The sequence below is a fragment of the Campylobacter concisus genome (assembly GCF_902460575.1).
In the GTDB taxonomy this organism is placed as follows: domain Bacteria; phylum Campylobacterota; class Campylobacteria; order Campylobacterales; family Campylobacteraceae; genus Campylobacter_A; species Campylobacter_A concisus_AW.
The window spans coordinates 55,819-75,826 of record NZ_CABPUY010000001.1 but is presented as its reverse complement, the minus strand read 5'-3'; the positions used below and the strand labels follow the sequence as shown (position 1 = coordinate 75,826).

The 20,008-nt window shown below is 40.1% G+C and carries 11 protein-coding genes; 6 read left to right on the top strand and 5 right to left on the bottom strand.

All coding sequences use genetic code 11. The annotated features are described in order from the left end of the window. Nucleotides 1–38 precede the first annotated feature (38 nt). Nucleotides 39–998 (top strand): permease, encoded by a 960-nt coding sequence (locus F3G76_RS00315; RefSeq protein ID WP_149705601.1) that lies wholly within the window; start codon nucleotides 39–41, stop codon nucleotides 996–998. Here the strand turns inward: F3G76_RS00315 and F3G76_RS00310 are convergent. The 5 genes from F3G76_RS00310 to pbpC all read right to left on the bottom strand — a co-directional run bounded on the left by F3G76_RS00310 (nucleotide 987) and on the right by pbpC (nucleotide 12,790). Beyond that, on the bottom strand, nucleotides 987–1,661 hold the full coding sequence (locus tag F3G76_RS00310) for a methionine ABC transporter permease (RefSeq protein ID WP_149705600.1): 675 nt from the start codon (nucleotides 1,659–1,661) through the stop codon (nucleotides 987–989). The two genes, F3G76_RS00315 and F3G76_RS00310, sit on opposite strands and share 12 nt — an antisense overlap. Then, nucleotides 1,661–2,617 (bottom strand): methionine ABC transporter ATP-binding protein, encoded by a 957-nt coding sequence (locus F3G76_RS00305; RefSeq protein ID WP_149705599.1) that lies wholly within the window; start codon nucleotides 2,615–2,617, stop codon nucleotides 1,661–1,663. The genes F3G76_RS00310 and F3G76_RS00305 overlap by 1 nt, the downstream gene beginning before the upstream one ends. Next, nucleotides 2,617–5,376 (bottom strand): valine--tRNA ligase, encoded by a 2,760-nt coding sequence (locus tag F3G76_RS00300; RefSeq protein ID WP_149705598.1) that lies wholly within the window; start codon nucleotides 5,374–5,376, stop codon nucleotides 2,617–2,619. Before F3G76_RS00300 ends, F3G76_RS00305 begins: the two co-directional genes overlap by 1 nt. Before the next feature lie 120 nt (nucleotides 5,377–5,496). Then, nucleotides 5,497–10,620: an alpha-2-macroglobulin family protein gene (locus F3G76_RS00295; protein WP_149705597.1), complete on the bottom strand. Its 5,124-nt coding sequence runs from the start codon at nucleotides 10,618–10,620 to the stop codon at nucleotides 5,497–5,499. Nucleotide 10,621: 1 nt separating this feature from the next. Beyond that, a complete protein-coding gene (pbpC, locus tag F3G76_RS00290) occupies nucleotides 10,622–12,790 on the bottom strand; it encodes a penicillin-binding protein 1C (RefSeq protein ID WP_149705596.1) in 2,169 nt (722 codons plus the stop codon). A gap of 65 nt (nucleotides 12,791–12,855) precedes the next feature. Here pbpC and F3G76_RS00285 point away from each other — a divergent pair, with 65 nt between their 5' ends. Genes F3G76_RS00285 through F3G76_RS00265 form a run of 5 tightly spaced genes read left to right on the top strand, consistent with a single transcriptional unit; the run spans nucleotide 12,856 to nucleotide 19,909 of the window. Continuing rightward, on the top strand, nucleotides 12,856–14,889 hold the full coding sequence (locus F3G76_RS00285; protein WP_149705595.1) for an ATP-dependent helicase: 2,034 nt from the start codon (nucleotides 12,856–12,858) through the stop codon (nucleotides 14,887–14,889). Nucleotides 14,890–14,942: 53 nt separating this feature from the next. Beyond that, nucleotides 14,943–16,139, top strand: coding sequence for an efflux RND transporter periplasmic adaptor subunit (locus F3G76_RS00280; protein ID WP_107944238.1), 1,197 nt, complete (start codon nucleotides 14,943–14,945; stop codon nucleotides 16,137–16,139). Further along, complete coding sequence (locus tag F3G76_RS00275; protein WP_149705594.1) at nucleotides 16,140–18,068, top strand: MacB family efflux pump subunit; 1,929 nt, start codon at nucleotides 16,140–16,142, stop codon at nucleotides 18,066–18,068. A gap of 1 nt (nucleotide 18,069) precedes the next feature. Then, nucleotides 18,070–19,416: a TolC family protein gene (locus tag F3G76_RS00270; RefSeq protein ID WP_149705593.1), complete on the top strand. Its 1,347-nt coding sequence runs from the start codon at nucleotides 18,070–18,072 to the stop codon at nucleotides 19,414–19,416. A 4-nt stretch (nucleotides 19,417–19,420) separates the two neighbouring features. After that, complete coding sequence (locus tag F3G76_RS00265; RefSeq protein ID WP_107930513.1) at nucleotides 19,421–19,909, top strand: flagellar protein; 489 nt, start codon at nucleotides 19,421–19,423, stop codon at nucleotides 19,907–19,909. The last annotated feature ends 99 nt before the right edge of the window (nucleotides 19,910–20,008 follow it).

Here is a 20,008-nt window from a genome sequence, read left to right as displayed (position 1 = left end):
TTAGTATATAATCATATAAAAAATTTAAAGGTAAAAAAATGCTCGATCTTTTTAATCAACACAATATATTTGAGTTTATCAAATTTTTCATACTTTATTTTACAGAGATTTCACTACTATTTTTTTGTGTCTCTTTTTTGGTATTTATCGTATCTGAAAAATTTAGTCAAAAACTCAAAAAGCACCTTATAAGCACAAAAATTTCAAGCTTTATCAAGGCGTTTTTGGTTGGCGCTATTACGCCGTTTTGTTCATGCTCTACTATACCGCTTTTAAATGGGTTTTTAAAAAGCGGCGTATCACTTGGCGTTAGTAGCGTATTTTTGTTAAGCTCTCCGCTTGTTAATCCTGTAATTTTAACGCTTCTTTTTATGAGTTTTGGGTTTAAATTTAGCATTATTTATTTTACGGTCATTTTTATCTCATCGCTTGCTTTTGGTCTTTTGTTATCAAAAGCAGATCAAAATCTATTTTTAAAAGATGATTTTTTAAAACCAAAATTTAGCCCATACAATCCAACTAAAGGCTTTGTTTTTACACCCGTTAATCAGACACAAGTTTGCTCTTGCAAGGATATAAAAAATAGTAAAAATATTTACAAAATGGCGCTTTTAAACTCGGTAAAAGAGTATAAAAAACTATTTTATTACATACTGCTTGCGATGTTTATCGGTGCCGCTATACACGGATTTGTTCCGCAAAAGCTTATCTCAAACTACCTTGGTTCTAGTGACATCGCCTCGATACTTATTTCGGCATTATTTGGAATTTTACTCTATGTTAGAGTAGAATCGCTAGTGCCAATTGGCTTAGCACTTCTTGCCTCGGGTGCTAGTGCGACCGCATTTGGAGCGTTTGTAATAACGGCGGCAGGGGTTAGCCTGCCGGAAATCATACTTCTTAATAGGTTTTTTAAGCCAAAATTTATGGCAATTTTTATCGCTTTTATCTTATGTGTAGCATTAGCATTTGCAATGTTTTTAAAATCATTTTTTTGAAATTTTATAGAGATAGTTGCCTAAAACTTGGAAAATTTGAACCATAATGATAAGAATAACCACGGTATAGAGCATGATATCTGGGCGAAATCTTTGGTATCCGTAGTTTATAGCAACAGATCCTAGTCCGCCACCGCCAACTGCGCCAGCCATCGCTGAAAAGCCGATATTTACGATAAGCGTTAGCGTAAATGCCGAGATGATACCAGGAAGTGCTTCTACAAACATCACGCGAAAGATGATCTGAAATTTCGAGCTACCAAAGCTTTGAGCAGCTTCGATGATGCCTTTATCAACCTCTTTTAGGGCATTTTCAATGAGCCTTGCCACAAACGGAGCCGCGCCAATAGTTAGCGGAACGATCGCAGCTGTGGTGCCGATACTTGTGCCTACGATCATTTTTGTGACCGGAAAGAGCACGATGATCAAAATGATAAACGGAAAGCTTCTAAGCACGTTTATAACGATATCAAGTACAAAATAAAGCTGCTTGTTTGGCTTTAGTCCGTCTTTGTCTGAAAGGATGAGCAAAACCGCAGGTATGAGGCCTATGACAAAGGCGAGCAGGGTAGAGACTATGCTCATATACAGCGTCTCGCCGATAGCTGGCAAAAGTATCCTAGAAAAAACATCTGGAAATTTAGAAAAATCAATACCAAACATCAAGCAACCTCCCACAAAACGCCACTTTGCTTGATATAGTTAAGCACGTTTTCTTTATCTTTTTCGTCTATGTTTATGACAAGCGAGCCAAGGACGTTGTCATTTAGCTTTTCAAGCTTGCCCCAGACTATGTTAAAGTCGATATTTAGGCTTCTTGCCATGTGTGTGATCACGCTGTTTTGAGCCACTTCTTTTGGGAAAAATAGCCTGATATTTGTGCCAGTGCTTGGCAAAATTTCAACTTCGCCCAAAAACTCTTTCATCTTCTCATCTGGCTTTAAAAATAGCTCTTCGATACTTCCAGAGCCTATGATCTTGCCGCCTTCTAGCAAGATCGCGCGTTTTGCGATCGATTTTACCACCTCCATCTCGTGCGTGACGATGACGACGCTGATCTCTAGCTCTTTGTTTATCTTTTCAAGCAGCTCTAAAATTTGATTTGTCGTGTTTGGATCAAGAGCCGAAGTTGCCTCGTCGCTTAGTAAAATTTTAGGATTTAAAGCAAGTGCTCTAGCGATAGCAACACGCTGTTTTTGACCGCCACTTAGCTCGCTTGGATAGCTTTTTGCCTTGCTTTCAAGACCGACTAAATTTAAAAGCTCTCTCACTCTTTTTTCAGTTTCATCGCTTTTGTAACCCCAAAATTTAAGCGGAGTAGCGACGTTTTCAAAGACGTTTTTTCTAGCCATCAAGGCAAAATGCTGAAATATCATCCCAACATCTCGTCTTAAATGTCTTTGTTGCATTTCATCTAAATTTTTTATCTCTTGATCAAAGACTTTTAGGCTGCCACCTTGATAGCTCTCAAGCCCATTTATGCACCTTAAAAGCGTTGATTTACCAGCACCGCTGTGTCCCACGATAGCAAAAATTTCACCCTTTTTAACCTCTAAATTTACATCAAAAAGGATCTGCGTATCACCATAAAATTTGCTTAATTTCTCTATTTTTATCACTATTTTTCTCCAAGAGCTTCTAGCTCTTCGCATACTTTTTTAAATTTAGCCTCAGCGCTCTGCAAAGCCTCTTTGTTTGTCTCTATGACCTCTTTTGGTGCGTTTGCCACGAAATTTTGGTTATTTAGCATGCCTGAGAGTTTGGCTATCTCTTTTTCAAGCTTTGTCTTTTGAGACCTTAGCCTTGTGATGATACCGCTCATATCAAGCCCTTCAAGTGGGACAAATGCCTCTAAATTTTCGCTCACGTCTCTTATTGAATTTTCGATTTTCTCATCTACAAAGCCGATCTCTTCGCATTTTGCAAGCAGCTTGATATACTCTTTTACTTCGTCAAGATCGATTTTTTCGTTAAATTTAACAAAGGCTTTTGCGATCTTTGAGTTGCCAAGATCTATGGTCGCTTTTGCACGGCGTATAGCCACGATCGCTTCGATAACTAGCTCAAATTTCTTCTCAACCTCTAAATTTCGCTCTTTTATCTCTGGATAGCTCATTACCATTATCGATTTTGCATTTTCAAGCTGTGTGCCGCTAAGCTCTTGAAATAGATACTCTGAGAGAAATGGCATGAAAGGATTTAGTAGCTTCATCGCCTCTTTAAATATGCTTCCAAGCTCTTTTACGCTCGCTTTGTCAGCCTTGCTAAGCTCGATGCCCCAGTCGCAAAACTCGTCCCAAAGGAATTTATAAAGTGTGTTTGCAGCGTCATTAAAGCGGTAGGCGTCGATGTTTTCGCGCACCTCTCTCACGCACTCGTTAAAGCGGCTATTCATATAAATTCCAAGCTTTGTTTGAAGCTTGATATCCTCTAAATTTGCAAATTTACTCTCATTTAGCATGAGATATTTGCTCGCGTTATAAAGCTTGTTGGTGAAATTTCTTACCTGCTTCATCTTAGCGTCACTTAGCTTGATGTCGCGTCCTTGAACGGCTAAAAGTGTTAGCGTAAAGCGCAAGATATCAGCACTATACTCATTTATGCTATCAAGCGGGTCGATGACGTTGCCAAGACTTTTGCTCATCTTTCTGCCAAACTCATCTTTTACAAGTGCGTGCAGGTAGATGTCGTCAAATGGCAGCTTGCCAAGAGCATTTTCACCCTGAAACATCATCCTAGCAACCCAGAAAAATAATATATCAAAGCCAGTGATTAGTAGGTTGTTTGGATAAAACTCAGCCAAGTCGCCTTCAAACCATTTTTCATTTTTTAGCTCATTTTCATTGCCCCAGCCAAGCGTGCTAAATGGCCAAAGACCAGAGCTAAACCACGTATCTAGCACGTCTGGGTCTTGGTGGATGTTTTTACTTTTGCACTTTTTGCACTCGCATGGCTCTCCCTCGTCAGCCCACATATAACCGCAATCATCGCAGTAAAATACTGGAATTTGATGTCCCCACCAAAGCTGACGTGAGATACACCAGTCTCTTAGCTCTCTCATCCACGCGTTAAAGCTGTTTATCCAGTGCGGCGGGTAAAATTTAGCAAGGCCCTCTGAGACCTTTTGTATCGCTTCATCTGCGATCTCTTTTTTTACAAACCACTGCTTTGAGATGTATGGCTCGACGACGTTTTTGCAGCGGTAGCAGTATCCCACTTGGTTTTCGTAGTCTTCTATCTTTTCAACATTGCCAAGTTTTTCAAGCTCGGCTACTACGATATCTCTAGCCTCAAGCCTCTCAAGTCCTGCAAATTTATCGCACTTGTCGTTTAAAATGCCCTTTTCGTCAAACACGGTAATAAACTCAAGGTTGTGTTTTTTGCCGACTTCGTAGTCGTTTTGATCGTGCGCAGGTGTGACCTTAACAAGACCTGTTCCAAACTCCATATCAACGTGCTCGTCTGCGATGATCTCGATCTCTCTATTTATGATAGGTAGCACCACTTTTTTGCCGATTAAGTTTTTATAGCGCTCGTCGTTTGGATTTACCATTACCGCCGTATCGCCGAAGTATGTTTCAGGTCTGGTAGTAGCAACTACGACATAAGCGCCTTGTCTCGCATGTGCCTTTGCTGGAGACTGCTGCTCGTTCTTCACTGCAATGCACGAAGAGTGCGCTTCATTCGAACTCGCATCGCAACCAGCAAATTCATCATGTGATACTTCTGCTTGATAGTTTTCTAAATTTTGTCCATCTGCAAAGTAGTATCTCAAATGATAAAGCTTACCTTTGTTTTCTTTATGTTCGACCTCGATGTCAGAGAGTGCGCCATCATGCGTACACCAGTTTATCATGTAGTTTTTCTGGACTATTAGCCCTTTGTCGTATAAATTTACAAAGGCTTTTTTCACAGCTTTTCTTAAGCCCTCATCCATAGTAAATCTCTGACGTGACCAAGCCGGAGTGATGCCAAGTTTTCGCATCTGATGGACTATCATGCCGCCACTTTTTTCCTTCCACTCCCACACTTTTTCTACAAATTTCTCACGGCCAAGCTCTTCTTTTTTGATCCCTTGAGCCAAAAGCTGTTTTTCAACGACGTTTTGAGTAGCGATACCAGCGTGGTCGAGGCCTGGCTGCCAAAGTGTCTTGTAGCCGTCCATCCTCTTGTAGCGAGTCATGATATCTTGAAGTGTGAAGGTTAGGGCGTGTCCGATGTGAAGCGAGCCAGTCACGTTTGGAGGTGGCATCATAATGCAAAATTTACGTCCATCTTTTTGGATATCTTTGTTTGCGTCTATTTCGAAGTATCCACGTTCTTCCCAAATTTTATAAAATTTATCTTCTATCTCTTTTGCATTGTAAAATTCTGCCACTGTTTGTATCCTCTTTCGTTTAAAAAATGCTTAATGTTATCTAAAATTTGTTTAAAAAAATCTTTGCAAAAGTGGGGAAATATGGGCTTGGGGCGGTTAAACGCCCCGGAGTTTAAATGGCTATTTGACAGTAAAGCTTCGCTGGGCTAGGTCGTAGTCGTTTTGTCTTTCGTTATACATATTTTCAGTTGTGACTGCACCAAGCGAGCATTTGCCACCAAGTCTTACGCGATAAGGCGTGTAAAGCACGGCGTCTTTTTCGTCACCACTTAGCGTGTAAAAGCTTAGCACGCGGTCATCTTTTACGCTTTTATACTCAACTTGCAAGCTGTTTTTTAAGTTCTTGCTAAAGTTGCTTAAATTTTCATTTATCGGCTCAAAGCAGCTACTTACAATCTCGTTTATAACGCCATTTTTAACCATTGTTTTTGAGTTTATCACTACTTTTGAGTAGATGACGTCATTTACTTTTAGGCTGTCAAGACCCAGCTCTTTGCCTTTTTCATCGACAAAAACGCGGTAGATGTCAAGCTCTTTTGGCTCGATCTTATGTTTGATCTCAAGCGGTAAGTAAGCGTAGCTTAAGATAGTCGCATAAAGCTTATTTGAGCCTAGTGGAGTGATGCTAAATTCGCCATTTTTTGTAGTAAATGACGTGCTTAAAAGACCGTCAAATTCTTTACTTTCGCCGTTGTAGCTAAGCTTAAATTTATTATTTTTCTCGCCACTATCTTTGCCAAAGTAGGCGTTTAGCGCTCTTAGCGTAAATGCACGCTCCTGCGTTGAGCTTAGCTCATTTAAATTTACTATCAAGAAATTTGCAAGGTCGTCTGAGTAGTCGTTTTTCTCAAAGTATTTTGCGTGCAAGTATAAGATAAAGGCGTTATCTCTTACTTTTGAGCTAAAATCAGAGGCATTTTCTTCGCTTGTTTTAGCATTTTTGATATCTTTTAGTGCGACCTTTGCCTCGTCATTTAGTCCGTTTAGTTTTAGAGCTGCTGCCATTAGGTATTTACTTAGTGCTGTTTTGTTGTAGGCTTTGTCGTCATAAATTTTATTTAAGATTGATCTGTCAGCCATACTTGCACGTGAGCTTACATAAAGTGCGTAAAGTGCTTCAAGGTCGTTGTTTGCATATTTTAAGAGCGAATTTAGAGCATTTTGTTTGACGCCTTTGCTTACCTCATATCCTGCCTCACTAAGGTCAAGAAGTACGTCTGTTGCAAAGATGCTTGCAAATGCATTTGTCTCGCCTAGATCGCTCCAGTAGCCAAAACTGCCGTCTGGCTTTTGCATCTTGACTAGCTCATCTATGCCGCTTGCGATAAATCTCTTTTGATCCCCTTTTTCAAGCTCATCTTTTGGTTTTAAATTTAAAAGCGCAAGCAGTCTTGAGCTCCTTTGCTCCGCACATCCGTAAGGATATTCTACTAAATTCTTTGAAGCTGCTAAAAGCACGCTTGAGACCGAGCTTGATGCATCAACGCTTACATCGTGATAGCCTTTTGGGAGTGAAATTTTACTCTCTTTGTCAAAGACGCTGCTCTTTGCGTAGGTGCTGATCGTATAAGGGCTAACGACGTCAAGTAAATTTTGAAGCGTTTTTGAGCCATTTTTGTCACTTATTGTGACATTGTATTCGCCAGCACCTGTTTCAAGGGCTGAAATTTTAAGCACAAATGCCTTATTTTCAAGCGGCTTAAGGTTGGCTTTTTCTTGCGTTTTGATGTTTAAATTTTTACTTGATGCTACATTTATAGTAAGGTTTTTGTCGGCATTTGTCGTATTTATAAGCCTTAAGTTTGCGCTTAATTCATCGCCTTTTAAAAGATATATCAAAGCACTTGGCTTAATGATCACATCATCTTTTACTTTTATCTCGCTATTTACGGCGTTCATTGCAGTTGCGTCATTTGCCACAGCATCTACTCTAATGGCGCCGTTAAAGCCATTTGGCGTTTTAAACTCGTATGAAATTTCGCCTTTGTCGTCTGCTTGAAGGCTCACTAAATTTGCATAAGTTTTTACATTTTTGCTATCAACTGGGCTTGCATGCTTTGCCATTTTTGCCGCCACAGCCATCGCCGCGGCATCACCGCCAAAGCTTAGCGTTTTGCCCTCGACCTTGTAGTTTGTAAGCATATTATAAATGTCGTAGTCAAAGACACCATCAGGTAAAATTTTGTCAAAAAACTTAAGCGGATCGGCTGGTTTTTGCGATGTGATATCAAGCACGCCAACATCTGTGATAAATAAATTCAGATAAGCTTTTGGCTTTGTTTTTAGTGAAATTTTGATATTTTCATCGCTCTTTGCGCTTTTTGGCGCTTCTAAGCTAAGCTCTATCTTTCTTGAAGATTTATCGCCGTTTGCATAGACCTTGCCGTAGGTTCTAAACGGAGTTAGCCCAGCGTCAGTCATGCGGTAGATATTTGCACTCACGTAAAGGCCATTAAAGTCAAAGTCTAGCTTAAATTTAACGTTTGCTGAGTTGTTTTTGATCTTGACGACTTTATAGGCTTTAACCCCTGCGTCCTCAAGCGTGATAAGCGCGATGCCTTCTTTTATCGCTGAGCTTATGTCTGCGCTTAGTTCGTCGCCTTTTTTATAGACGCTTTTGTTTAGCTTTATCTGAGACTTGCTAAGCTCTTTTGTAGGCGCTAGAGTTGAGTAGTTGTAGCCGCTCACATCGATGTCTAGGCTCGTGCTCGCGCCACTTACTAAATTTGCAGCAGTGATGACGTATGAGCCACTTTGCGTAAATTTATAGCTAAACTCGCCACTATTTTTATAAAAACTATCCACGTCTTCAAGCGTTTGGATCCATTTTATATAGCCATTTGCGTCCCTTTGATACTGCCATGTGACACGTTTTATATCAAATTTCAAATTTGACTTCACTGCCTTTTGGCTTGGCATATCAACGACGACTGTTCTTATCTTTACATCTTCGTTTGGATCAGCAAATGCCGTGCTAGCAGCGATACCAACCATATCTTTATAAGGATAGAGCGTAAAGCTTTTTGCGTCACTTACGTTTTTGCCATCATCATTTACATTGAAATTTATGACGCCTTTTATTATTGAAGGTGCGTTTTTGGTGTTAAAACTAAGATCTATCATCTGGCTTGATTTGCCATCTTTTGAAAGAGTTAGATCATTTTCTATGCTTGGATAAGCAGCTGCTTTTAGGGTGTCATTTTTAAATTTATACTCTTTAAATTCGCTATTTTTATACTCATCATCAAAGAAGCTAACCTGCATACTGCCAGCTAGGTCGCTAGCTGCTCCGCCAAAGAGATAGCTGCTTGTCAAATTTACCTTTACTAGCTCGTTTGCAAAGAATTTATCCGCGTCTATGGCTATGTCATTTTTTATCTTGTTTGGCACGAAGCTCTCGACGTAAAATGGCACACTCGCTACCACTTTGCTAGCGTAGATTATCTGCATGTTAAATCTACCGCTTAGATCGCTTAAAATTTCTTTTTCGAAATTTATCATGCCAACATCATTTGTATTTTGCGTGATCTGGGCGCTACTTTTGCCTTGTGGATCGATAAATTTGATCTTAACTGGCATATTTTTAAGCGGGTTAAAGTCCCTATCTCTTAGATAAATTGCTCCTTTTAAGCTCTCGTTTGGTCTTATGATATTTGAGGCAAAATGCGTGTAAGCATCGATGCTCTCGCTTGGATTTTGACTGATGAGCTTTGCCTCATTTAGCGCTTCGCCATCTTTTATAATGAGGAAATTTTGCTCCTTGCCAAGTGAGACGACGATCGATGAGATCTCTTTGTAGATATCTTTTTTGTTAAATTTAAAGACGCCAACATCATTTGTAGCGCCAACTGCGATCTCTTCGTTTCTTTTGCCATAAATTTTTACATTTGCGTTTGGTAGCATTGTATTTTCGCCAAGGCGGTTTGCAAAGACGAAAATTTCATCCTTGCCAAGCTTTGCATTTATGGCGATATCGCTTAGATAGACGACCTTTGAGACGCTCTTGTCTTTGCCGTAGTTTAAGCTTATCTTATAGACGCCATCTCCTGCTCCTGCAAAGTCAAGCTTGATCTTATTTAGCGAAATTTCGTTTAACGCACCCTCTAGCTTGTAGCTTTTGCTTGCTACTTTTGAGCTAAAGTTGCTTAGATCTTCGCTATTGTCGTTGAAATTTAAAAAGTATCTAAAATTTTGATCGCTTAACTTTTCAACGCTTACATTTAGCTCAGGTAAATTTGCACTTCTGATGCCGATCTCGCCTACGCTTGAGATATATGGCTCTTCGTTTGTGAAATTTGCAAATGGAGTGAAGTTGCTAGCGACCACCTCGTAGGTTTTGGCCTCTCTTACGACATTTCTATCGTCTCCAAAGCCCGGTTTTATTGTGATCTCGTAGCTATTTTGCGGTTTAAACTCATCGCTTGTGATATCGATGTAATAATCATACCCCTCAAGCTCAGAATTTGGCGCGCCATTTTCTTCGTCATTTTTATATGCCACGTCGCTTATGCTAAAGCTTTTTACGCCTTTTATCTTTATAAATTTCTTTAGATTATTATCATCGCTTAGCCACTCTTTTAGATAAATTCTAAATGCCAAGATGCCGTTATCAAGGCTTGTCGGATAAATTTTAGCTATCTCAAAGCTTTTTGCCTCAGTGTTTATGCTTGCACTCTCATTGCTTGCCTGCTCACTAAATTTCACCACGCCATCGCCTGCAAGTTTAGCGCCAAATTTACTCTCAAAATTTTCTCCAAACTCAAAAGTAGGCTCGCTTATATTTTTATCAAGATCAAGCTCAAAGCTGTTTTGAGAGAGCTGCAAGGCATTAAAGCTTGCACCTTTTACGGCTATTTTTTTTACAAGCTCATCACTAACTTCGTCATTAAATTTAAGGATAAATTTGCTATCAGAGAGCTTTTCTATCTTCTCAAGCGCAAATTCTTTCGTCTCAAAGCTAGCGCTGCTACCATTTTCTAACTTACAGCTGTATTCAGCACCTGCGTGCATATCTTTTGTAAAAAGCGTAAGGCTTTGAGCGTTAAATTTCACCGTGCCACTTAGTGCTGGCTCGCACGAGATAAGCTTTTTCTCGCTTAGCGTGCCTATGAGATTTTTGCTAACATCATCTTCAAGCCCAAATTCCACGCTTAAAGGCGACTTCACCTCGACATTGCCATTTAGACTTAAAGCATATAAATTTACTGCTCCTAAAAGTGCTAGAAGTAGCGCTTTTTGCTGCATTTTATCTCCTTAGTTTTATTGTTATTTCACTTTGATTTGAGTTTTGATCAAGGCATTTTAAAGTGTGCTCGTCAAGAGTTAGATCTAGCCTTTTTTCACTTGCATTTTCTATCTTAGAAAAGTTCAAATCATCCACTTTTAGGTAAATTTCATCACCTAAAAACGCGTAGCATTTTAGCATAATTTGTGTTACATTTTCATCTGTCACGATCTCTTCGCCGTTATATGGATAGGCAAAAACTGGCTTTTTATCTTTAAAAACTTCAGCGCAAGGGCTATTTTTAATTTCGTCTTTGTTTAAAAAGCTATTTTTTATCAAAAACTCAAGCTCCTCGCCTCTTAAACTCTCGCATTTATCTTGTAGTTTAACTCCAACTATCCTATCATCAAGCGCAGTTTTTTTGCACGTTTCATAGCTAAAAGCATCAAGGCAGGTTGGCACTTTTTCAATGCCCTCTGGCTCGCTCATAAAGCTTAAATTTCTTTTTTGAGCGATAAGTTTAAACATATCAAAAACGATCTTTGAGACGTCATTTAGCCCAGTTAGTTTGTCAGTTTTTTCAGCGTTAAAGTTGCCCACCCAGACGGCTATTGTATAGTCCTCATCAACTCCTATGGCGTAAAGATCGCGTGAGTTTGCACTTGTGCCTGTTTTAAAGGCGATTTTTGGCGTATTTTGCGCGTATTGCCAAGCATTTTTTAGATATGATCTTGAGGCCTCGCTCATCATTTTGGCGGTTAGATAGGCGCTTTGAGGCGAGATAAGGGTTATGTTTTTATCTTCATTTTTATAGTTTTTCCCAGCAAACTCAAGCGGCCTATAAATGCCATTATTTGCGTATATCGTATAAAGATGTGCAAGATCAAGCAGGCTCATCTCAGCACTGCCTAAAACTATCGAAGAGCCGTAAAACTCCTTGTTTTCATCAACTAAATTTACCTTTTCAAGCAGCTCATAAAGCGAGTTGTCTTTTAGCTTTAAGTCTAAATTTATAACTGGGATATTTAGGCTAAAATTTAGGGCGTCTTTAGCGCTTACAAGCCCCAAAAAGTCGTTACTAAAGTTCTTTGGTACATATTCATTTACATAAATTTGCGTATCGATTAGCTGCGAATTTGGCGTGATAAGGCCGCTATCAAGCGCAAGAGAGTAGATAAAAGGCTTTAGCGTGCTGCCGGTGTTTCTCTTCATATTTAGGGCTGAGTTTTTGCCGTCGCGTGCGCGCTCATCGTGAGAGCCTATAAATGCAACAACGCTCATTTTTTTATTGTCGATGACCACGGCTGCGGCGTTATTTGCGTTTTTAGCCTTTAGCGAAAACATCACATCTTTTAAAATTTTAAGCATATCTTTTTGTAAATTTAGATCCAAACTCGCCTTTGAAATTTGGTTTTTAAAAGCGACATTTGCATAATCATTTGCATTTACTACGGCTCTTATCCTTACATTTTTAAATGGCTCAGCTTGCGCTCTTTTAAACGCACTTAGATCGATCAACTTTGCCTTATAAAGCATCTTTATGACCCTGTTTTTTAGCGCATTTATGTTTGAGACGCGGTCAAGCCTATTTTTATTAGGATTTTTGGGTATTGTGCTTAAAAGTGCGGCCTGAGCGTAGCTAAGCTCGTTTAGTTCCTTGCCAAAGTAAAAGAAGCTTGCCGCCTTTGCACCCTCGATATTGCCACCATACGGGGCTAAATTTAGGTATAAATTTAAAATTTCATCCTTACTAAAGTGAAGTTCAAGCTGAAATGCTCTAAAAATTTCTCTTATCTTATTTTTATAGCTTCGATCTCCAGGCTCCAGCATCCTAGCTACTTGCATCGTGATAGTGCTGGCCCCTATGCGGTTGTCGCTTCTTAGGTTGTGAAAAAAGGCTCTAAAAATGGAGGCAAAATTTACGCCAAAATGGTAGTAAAAGTATCTATCTTCAAAGAGCACGACGCATTGTTTTAGCGAGTTTGGGAAGCTTTGCTCGTGAAATCTCCAAATTCCGTCGCTGCTAAGCTTCATATTTATAATGTTTCCATTTTTATCAAGCAAAATTTTGGCTTCATCTTTTTTTAGTGCGTCTAAATTTAGTGGATAAATTTGATCCAGTATCAAAAAAATAGCGACCATTAAAGCCAAAAATAGGGCAAGGAATTTTAGAAATTTAAACTTTTTCATCGGCGTGATTATAGCTGTTAAAGTTTAAGTAGCTATAATTAGTCCTTTTTAAAAAAGAGGAAACAATGCCCTTATCTAGGTTAAACAAAGAACAGTACACCGCCGCAACTGCGCCATTTGGACACAATCTCATCATCGCTTCAGCTGGCACTGGCAAGACTAGCACAATTGTCGCTCGCATAGCACATCTTTTAAATTTAGGCGTAAAGCCAGAGAAAATTTTGCTTCTAACATTTACCAACAAAGCAGCCAGCGAAATGATAGAGCGCTTAAATAGGTATTTTGACAAACAAATCACCTCCAAAATCACCGCAGGCACCTTCCACTCGGTCTCATTTTCGCTTTTAAAAAGCCTTGATAAAGGCGTCACGCTAAAGCAGCCAAGCGAGCTAAAGACGCTTTTAAAAAGTCTTGTTGAGAGACGTAAATTTTACCATTTAAGCGACGTCAAGCCTTACGGCGGAGCCTATCTATACGACCTTTACTCGCTCTTTCAAAACAGCGAACAAGGCACCACTTTTGGCAAATGGATAAGCGATAAGAGTGAAGAGCAGGGCGTTTATGCTGAAATTTATGAAGATGTTTTAGAGGAGTTTGAGGCTGAAAAGGCTAAATTTTCTTACGCTGATTTTAACGACCTTCTCATAAAAATGCGTGATGAGCTAAAAAATGGGGCAAATTTAGCTTATGATGAAATTTTGATCGATGAGTATCAAGATACAAACACACTTCAAGGCAGTCTCATAGACGCATTTAAGACAAAGAGCCTCTTTTGCGTTGGCGATTTTGACCAGAGCATCTACGCATTTAACGGCGCAAATATCGAGATCATAGGCTCATTTAAAGATCGCTTCCCAAACGCAAATATCTACGCTTTAAATGTAAATTACCGTTCAAGCTCAAGCATACTTGCCCTTGCAAATAAGGTGATAAACAACAATCCAAGGCTTTATGAAAAGCACCTCACAGTTAGCCGCGAGGGGAATTTCAAGCCTCCAAGGCTGCTTGTCTATAACGAGCTTTTTGATCAGTATCAAAATATCGCTGATATCATCTCGCTCTCGCCATTTAATAGAGAAAATATCGCCATAATTTTTAGAAATAACTCATCAGCAGACGGCATCGAGGTCGCACTAAAAGAGCGAGGCATCGGCTCAAAGCGAAAGGGCGGGGTGAGCTTTTTTGAGAGCCGCGAGATCAAGGCGCTCATCGACATCATGGGAATTTATGTCAATCCAAAAGATATAATGGCATTTATCCACATCTGCGAATACGCAAAAGGCGTTGGCAGCGCAGTTAGCAAAGAAATTTTTGACGCACTTCTTAAGCTTGGGCATGGAAATTTGATAAAAGGGATCCTTGAGCCAGATGAGAGCGTAAATATCTCATCAAATAAAAGGCGAAACTACCAGCTTGGCCTTTTTGACGACCTTGATGAATTTGCCGAAGTTTCAAGGTTTTCTAAGCTTGGCTTTAGCGATAAATTTCTAGGCCACCCTGTGCTAAAACTACAAAAGCTAAGTGAGAGTGGGGCGCAGTTTTTATATGAAATTTACAACTTTTTACGAGGCATGAGAAATATCTCAAAGCCAGCCACGATGATAAATGAGATAAAAACTAGCAAAATTTACTCGTTAATCGTCGAAAACATCAGCACAAAAAGGGCAACTCTAAAAAACGGCAACGTCGATCTAGCGCTCAAAGAAGAGGTCAAAGAGCGCATAATGGCAAAGAGCGTGGTGCTAAGCGAGCTAGCTAAAAAATATCAAGATATCAGTAAATTTTATAACTTCTTAGCCCTTGGAAGCAACGAGATGAGCGAAGGGCAGGGCGTTAGCTTGCTTAGCGTGCATGCGAGCAAGGGGCTTGAATTTGACCAAGTTTTTATCGTCGATCTCGCGCAAAACCGCTTTCCAAATTTAAAGCTAATGAGCATGGGCGGCAGCCTAGAAGAGGAGAGGCGGCTCTTTTATGTCGCAGTAACAAGGGCAAAAGACGAGCTATATCTAAGTTATGCAAAATACGACAAGATAAAAAAGGTGAATTATCAGCCAAGTAGGTTTTTGATAGAGGCTGGCATGGCAAAAGAGGAGGCTTAAAGAGTATTTACTCTTGTGAAGTAGAATTTACCAATTTTTTACAAAGAGAAGCGATGAAAAAATCTAAAATTTTAATAATCCTGCTTATTTTAGGCGTTGGCGGATACTTCGTCTATGATAAATTTTTCAAGGTAAAAGAAGAAGAGGTGGAGTTTATCACCAAAAAGGCAAAGAAGGGCTCATTTAGCAAGAAAGTCGATGCAACTGGAGAAATTTTCGCTACCGAGCTAATCGACGTGGGAGCTCAGGTGAGCGGTCAGATAAAAAAGCTATATGTTAAGCTTGGAGATCAGGTAAAAAAGGGCGATATGATCGCAAGTATCGATAGCTCGACCCAGCAAAATAGCATAGACAATAAAGAGGCTCAGCTTGCTATCTACAAAGCCCAGCTTGAAAGTGCAAAAGTGGCTCTAAATATCGCTAAAACGCAGTTTGATAGAGAAAATGCGCTCTTTTCTAAAAACGCCACCTCAAAGCAAGAATTTGAAAGCGCAAAAAACACATATAGTGCAAATAGCGCAAAGATAAAAGAGCTTGAAGCGCAGATCAAGCAGACAAATATCGAGCTAAGCACCGCTAAGATAAATTTAGGCTACACAAAGATCACCGCTCCAAGAGACGGCACTGTTGTAAGCGTGCAAGTTGAGGAGGGTCAGACTGTAAATGCCAACCAAACTACGCCAACTATCGTAAATATCGCTAATCTTAGCCATGTAAAGATGAAGATGCAAATAGCAGAAGGCGACATCACCAAGATCAAAGTCGGCACGCCTGTTGAGTACTCGATCCTCTCTGAGCCAACGAAGAAATTTCAAACGACTGTTAGCTCGATCGACCCGGGGCTTACCACACTAAGTGATGGTAGCTACGGCTCAAGTAGCAGCAGTAAGTCTTCATACTCAAGTAGCTCAAGCAGCAGCTCGGCGGTTTATTACTACGCGCAAAGCATCGTTGATAATAAAGATGGTATTTTAAGAATAGGCATGACCACACAAAATGAGCTTTTAATAGCAAACGTCGAGGACGCCATCATCGTACCAAGCATCGGCATCAAAAAAGATGAAAACGGCACTTTTGTCTATCTGCTAAAAGATGGCAAGCCAGTAAAAACAGCGGTCAAAACTGGCATAAAAGACAATCTCGATACACAGATCATCAGCGGTATAAACGAAGGCGATGAGATCATCACATCTCAAGGCTCATCAAGCGAGATCGCTAAGATGATCGCAAAAGAACATAAGAAGTTTTAAGTGATAAGCCTAAAAAACATCACTAAAAGCTTTAAGCTAGGCGACAATGAGATAGAGATCCTGCATGGCATAAATTTAGAGATAAAAAAGGGTGAGTTTATAGCCATCATCGGTCAGTCTGGCTCTGGCAAATCAACCCTGATGAACATCCTTGGCTGCCTTGATAGCCCAAGTGGTGGGCAGTATCTGCTTGATGGCAAAGACATATCAAAATTTGATAGCGACGCACTTGCTAAACTTAGACGAGATAAATTTGGCTTTATCTTTCAAAGATATAACCTGCTTAGCACGATGAATGCTCTTGAAAATGTGGCGCTGCCAAGCATCTACGCAGGTGCAAACAAGAGCGAGCGAGAGAAAAGAGCTAATGAGCTTCTTGGCTCGCTTGGACTTAGCGAAAAAGCGAAAAATTTACCAAATAAACTCTCAGGCGGACAACAGCAAAGGGTCTCCATAGCAAGGGCGCTTATGAATGGCGGCGAGATCATCTTGGCTGATGAGCCAACTGGCGCGCTTGATAGCAAAAGTGGGTTAAGGGTGATGGAAATTTTAGTTGATCTTTACAAAAAAGGCCACACCATTATCATCGTCACGCACGACCCAAAGATCGCAGAGTATGCGAGTAGAGTGATCGAGATAAAAGATGGTAACATCGTAAGTGATAATGTAAAAAATAGTGAAATTTTTGAGGCCAAAAAGCAAACTCAGCCAGAAAAGAGCAAATTTACCTACTATAAAGACCAGCTCATAGAGAGCTTTAAAATGTCGGTAAATGCGATGCTAGCGCACAAACTAAGATCGCTTTTAACGATGCTTGGCATTATAATTGGCATTACAGCGGTAATTAGCGTCGTAGCCCTTGGCAAAGGCTCGCAGGAGCAAATTTTAGCTGGTATCAGAAAGATCGGCACAAACACGATCGATATCATGCCTGGTAAAGGCTTTGGCGATATGCTCTCAGGCAAGGTAAAAACGCTCTCCATAAGCGATGCAAACATGCTTGCTAAGCAGTCCTTTTTAGACTCAGTCACGCCAAATACAAGCACCTCAGGCGTGCTAACTTATGAAAATATCTCGCTAAGTGCGAGCTTAAAAGGCGGTGGAGTAGGGAGCTTTGACGTAAATGGGCTAAAGCTAGAAGAGGGCAGAATTTACGATGATGACGAGGTTTTAAACTCAGATTCAGTCGCACTAATCGATCAAAACACCAAAAATAGCATCTTTAAAAACGAAGATCCTATCGGCAAGATCATACTTTTTAATAAAAAGCCACTTCGCATTATCGGCGTTTTGCAAAAGGATGATTTTAAGATGGGCGATTCAAGCACGCTTAAAATTTACGCTCCATACACGACCGTGCTAAACAAGGTCACTGGAGATAAATTTATAAGCTCGGTCACCGCCAAAGTAAATGAGGGCGTCAATGCGCAAATCGCCGAAAAAACACTAACCGAGCTTTTAGAGATCAAGCACGGCAAAAAGGACTTTTTTACAAGAAACTCAGACAGCATCAAGCAAACGATCGAAGAGACCATCTCGACCATGCGCCTTCTCATCTCAAGTATCGCCGTAGTCTCGCTCGTAGTTGGCGGCATAGGCGTCATGAACATCATGCTAGTCTCGGTCACCGAACGCACCAAAGAGATAGGCATAAAAATGGCGATTGGAGCCAGACAGAGCAACATCTTACAGCAGTTTTTGATAGAGGCGGTGCTACTTTGCCTAATAGGCGGAGCCATAGGCATAGTCCTATCCTACGCTATCGGCTACATCTTTAACAACTTCTTAAACGGCTTTAGCATGATCTTTTCAAACGGCTCGATCGTGCTTGCACTTGTCACATCAATGGCGATTGGCATCATCTTTGGCTACATGCCTGCCAAAAATGCCTCAAAACTAAATCCAATAGATGCGCTTTCAAGGGAGTAATATGAAATTTCTAAGCCTAGCATTGGTGCTCGTTTTAAGCGGCTGCGCTGTTAAAAATATAGATGAAAACTACAAGCAAATTTTACTTGAAGATAACGCCAGTAGCGACCTAAATTTAAACACCTCTTGGTGGAAGCAGTATCATCAAAGCTACCTTGATGAGCTTGTGGATATGGCTCTAAAAAACAACGCCGACTTAGCAAAAGCAGCGATAAATGTAAATAAAGCGCTCGCTCAAGCTGGCGTTTTGCAGGCAAATTTAATTCCAAGCTTTAACGCTGGCATCGAGGCATCAAGTAGCAAAAATATAAAAGAGGGTGGCGCTTCTAGTAGAAGTTTTGGCTCAAGCATAGGGCTTAGCTACGAGCTTGACCTTTGGCAAAAGCTAGCAAATAGCAAAGACGCGGCAATGTTTGAGGCAGATGCTAGCAAATTTGATCTGGAAGCTAGCAAACTAAGCGTCATAAACTCCGTGGCAGACGCTTATTTTCAAATTTTATATCTAAACGAGAGCATAAAAACTTATGAGCAAATTTTAGAAATTTATAATGAGCTAAATAAGATAGTTGGGCTGAAATTTGAGCTTGGCAAAGAGGAAGCGTTAAGCCCAAAACAGATAAACTCACAGCTTTTAAACGCTCAAAATAAGATAGAAAGTGCCAAAAAAGAGCTTGTGAATGTTAAAAAAACGCTTAGGATTTTGCTAAATGAGAGGCCAGAATTTGAGCTTAAATTTGAAGCTCTCACGTTAAGTCCAGTTAAAAGAGTGGGTGTTGATCTGGATGTGCCAACAAGCACCATAGCAAACCGACCTGATCTAAGAGCGGCCATTTACCGCATAGAAGAGGGCATCTTAAACTACAAAGCGAGCCAAAAAGAGTTTTATCCAAGCATCACGCTAGGAGCTAGCCTCAAAAGCAGCACCGACAAAAAAGAGGAAGCCTTTAGTCTAAAATTTCTAAATGGCAACATCGCTCTAAATTTACCATTTTTAAACTACTACAAGCTAAAGTCAAATTTAAAGGTTAGCGAGGCAAATTTCGAGCTTGCAAAGCTAAACTACATAAGCACTCTAAATAGCGCATTAAACGAGATAGACGCATTTTACAAAGGCTATTTATCCGACGAAGCGCTACTTACAAACTACCAAGAGCAGATAAAAAACTACGAGGAAATTTCAAAAATTTACGAGCTAAAATACTCTTACGGCAAGGTTGAGCTAAAGCAGTTTTTAGAGGCTAAAAATAGCGAGCTAGAGGCTAAAATAGGGCTTTTAAAAGCAAAATACACACTTTTACAAGATGAGCTAAATATCTATAAAGCGATGGCTGGTAAATTTAATAGGTAAATTTATGAGCTCAGCTTGGGACTACGAGGCAAACGCATGCAGCAAGGATGGCAAATTTAGCGCCAAATTTGAAGGCTGCGAGGTCGCCATGGGCGCTCCAACCATTGGCGAGCTACGACTTTTTATAAATAGCGAGCACTATCCAAATTTAAAAAATGAGCTTTCAAACCACACAAAAATATCATCAGTGAATCAAAATTTAGTTAAAGATGGCAGCACCCATCAAATTTTACTTAGCGAGAGAGCGACTGCTTGCTTTTTGTTTTCAAAGGACTCTAAATTTTTTGCTTTTTGTGAATGGATGGCAGATAAAATGCAGATCGTAAAGATACTTCGCCTAGCCGATATGAGCATAAAAACTGATAATAGGCGCAAAAGAGTAGTGGAATTTCTCTCATTTGATGACGGCGTGCTTAAAATTTTAGACTCACCGATCTTTATGCCCAAAAACTTCACACTAGATATCCACACGCTTTTTGACGATAAAATTTAATTCTTGAGCGAGCGCTTTATGTACATTTATCGCAGTTTTTGCAAGGTTAGTGCTCTGCGTTTAAAAGCAAGAACAACAAACTCCAAATATAGCTTTTGC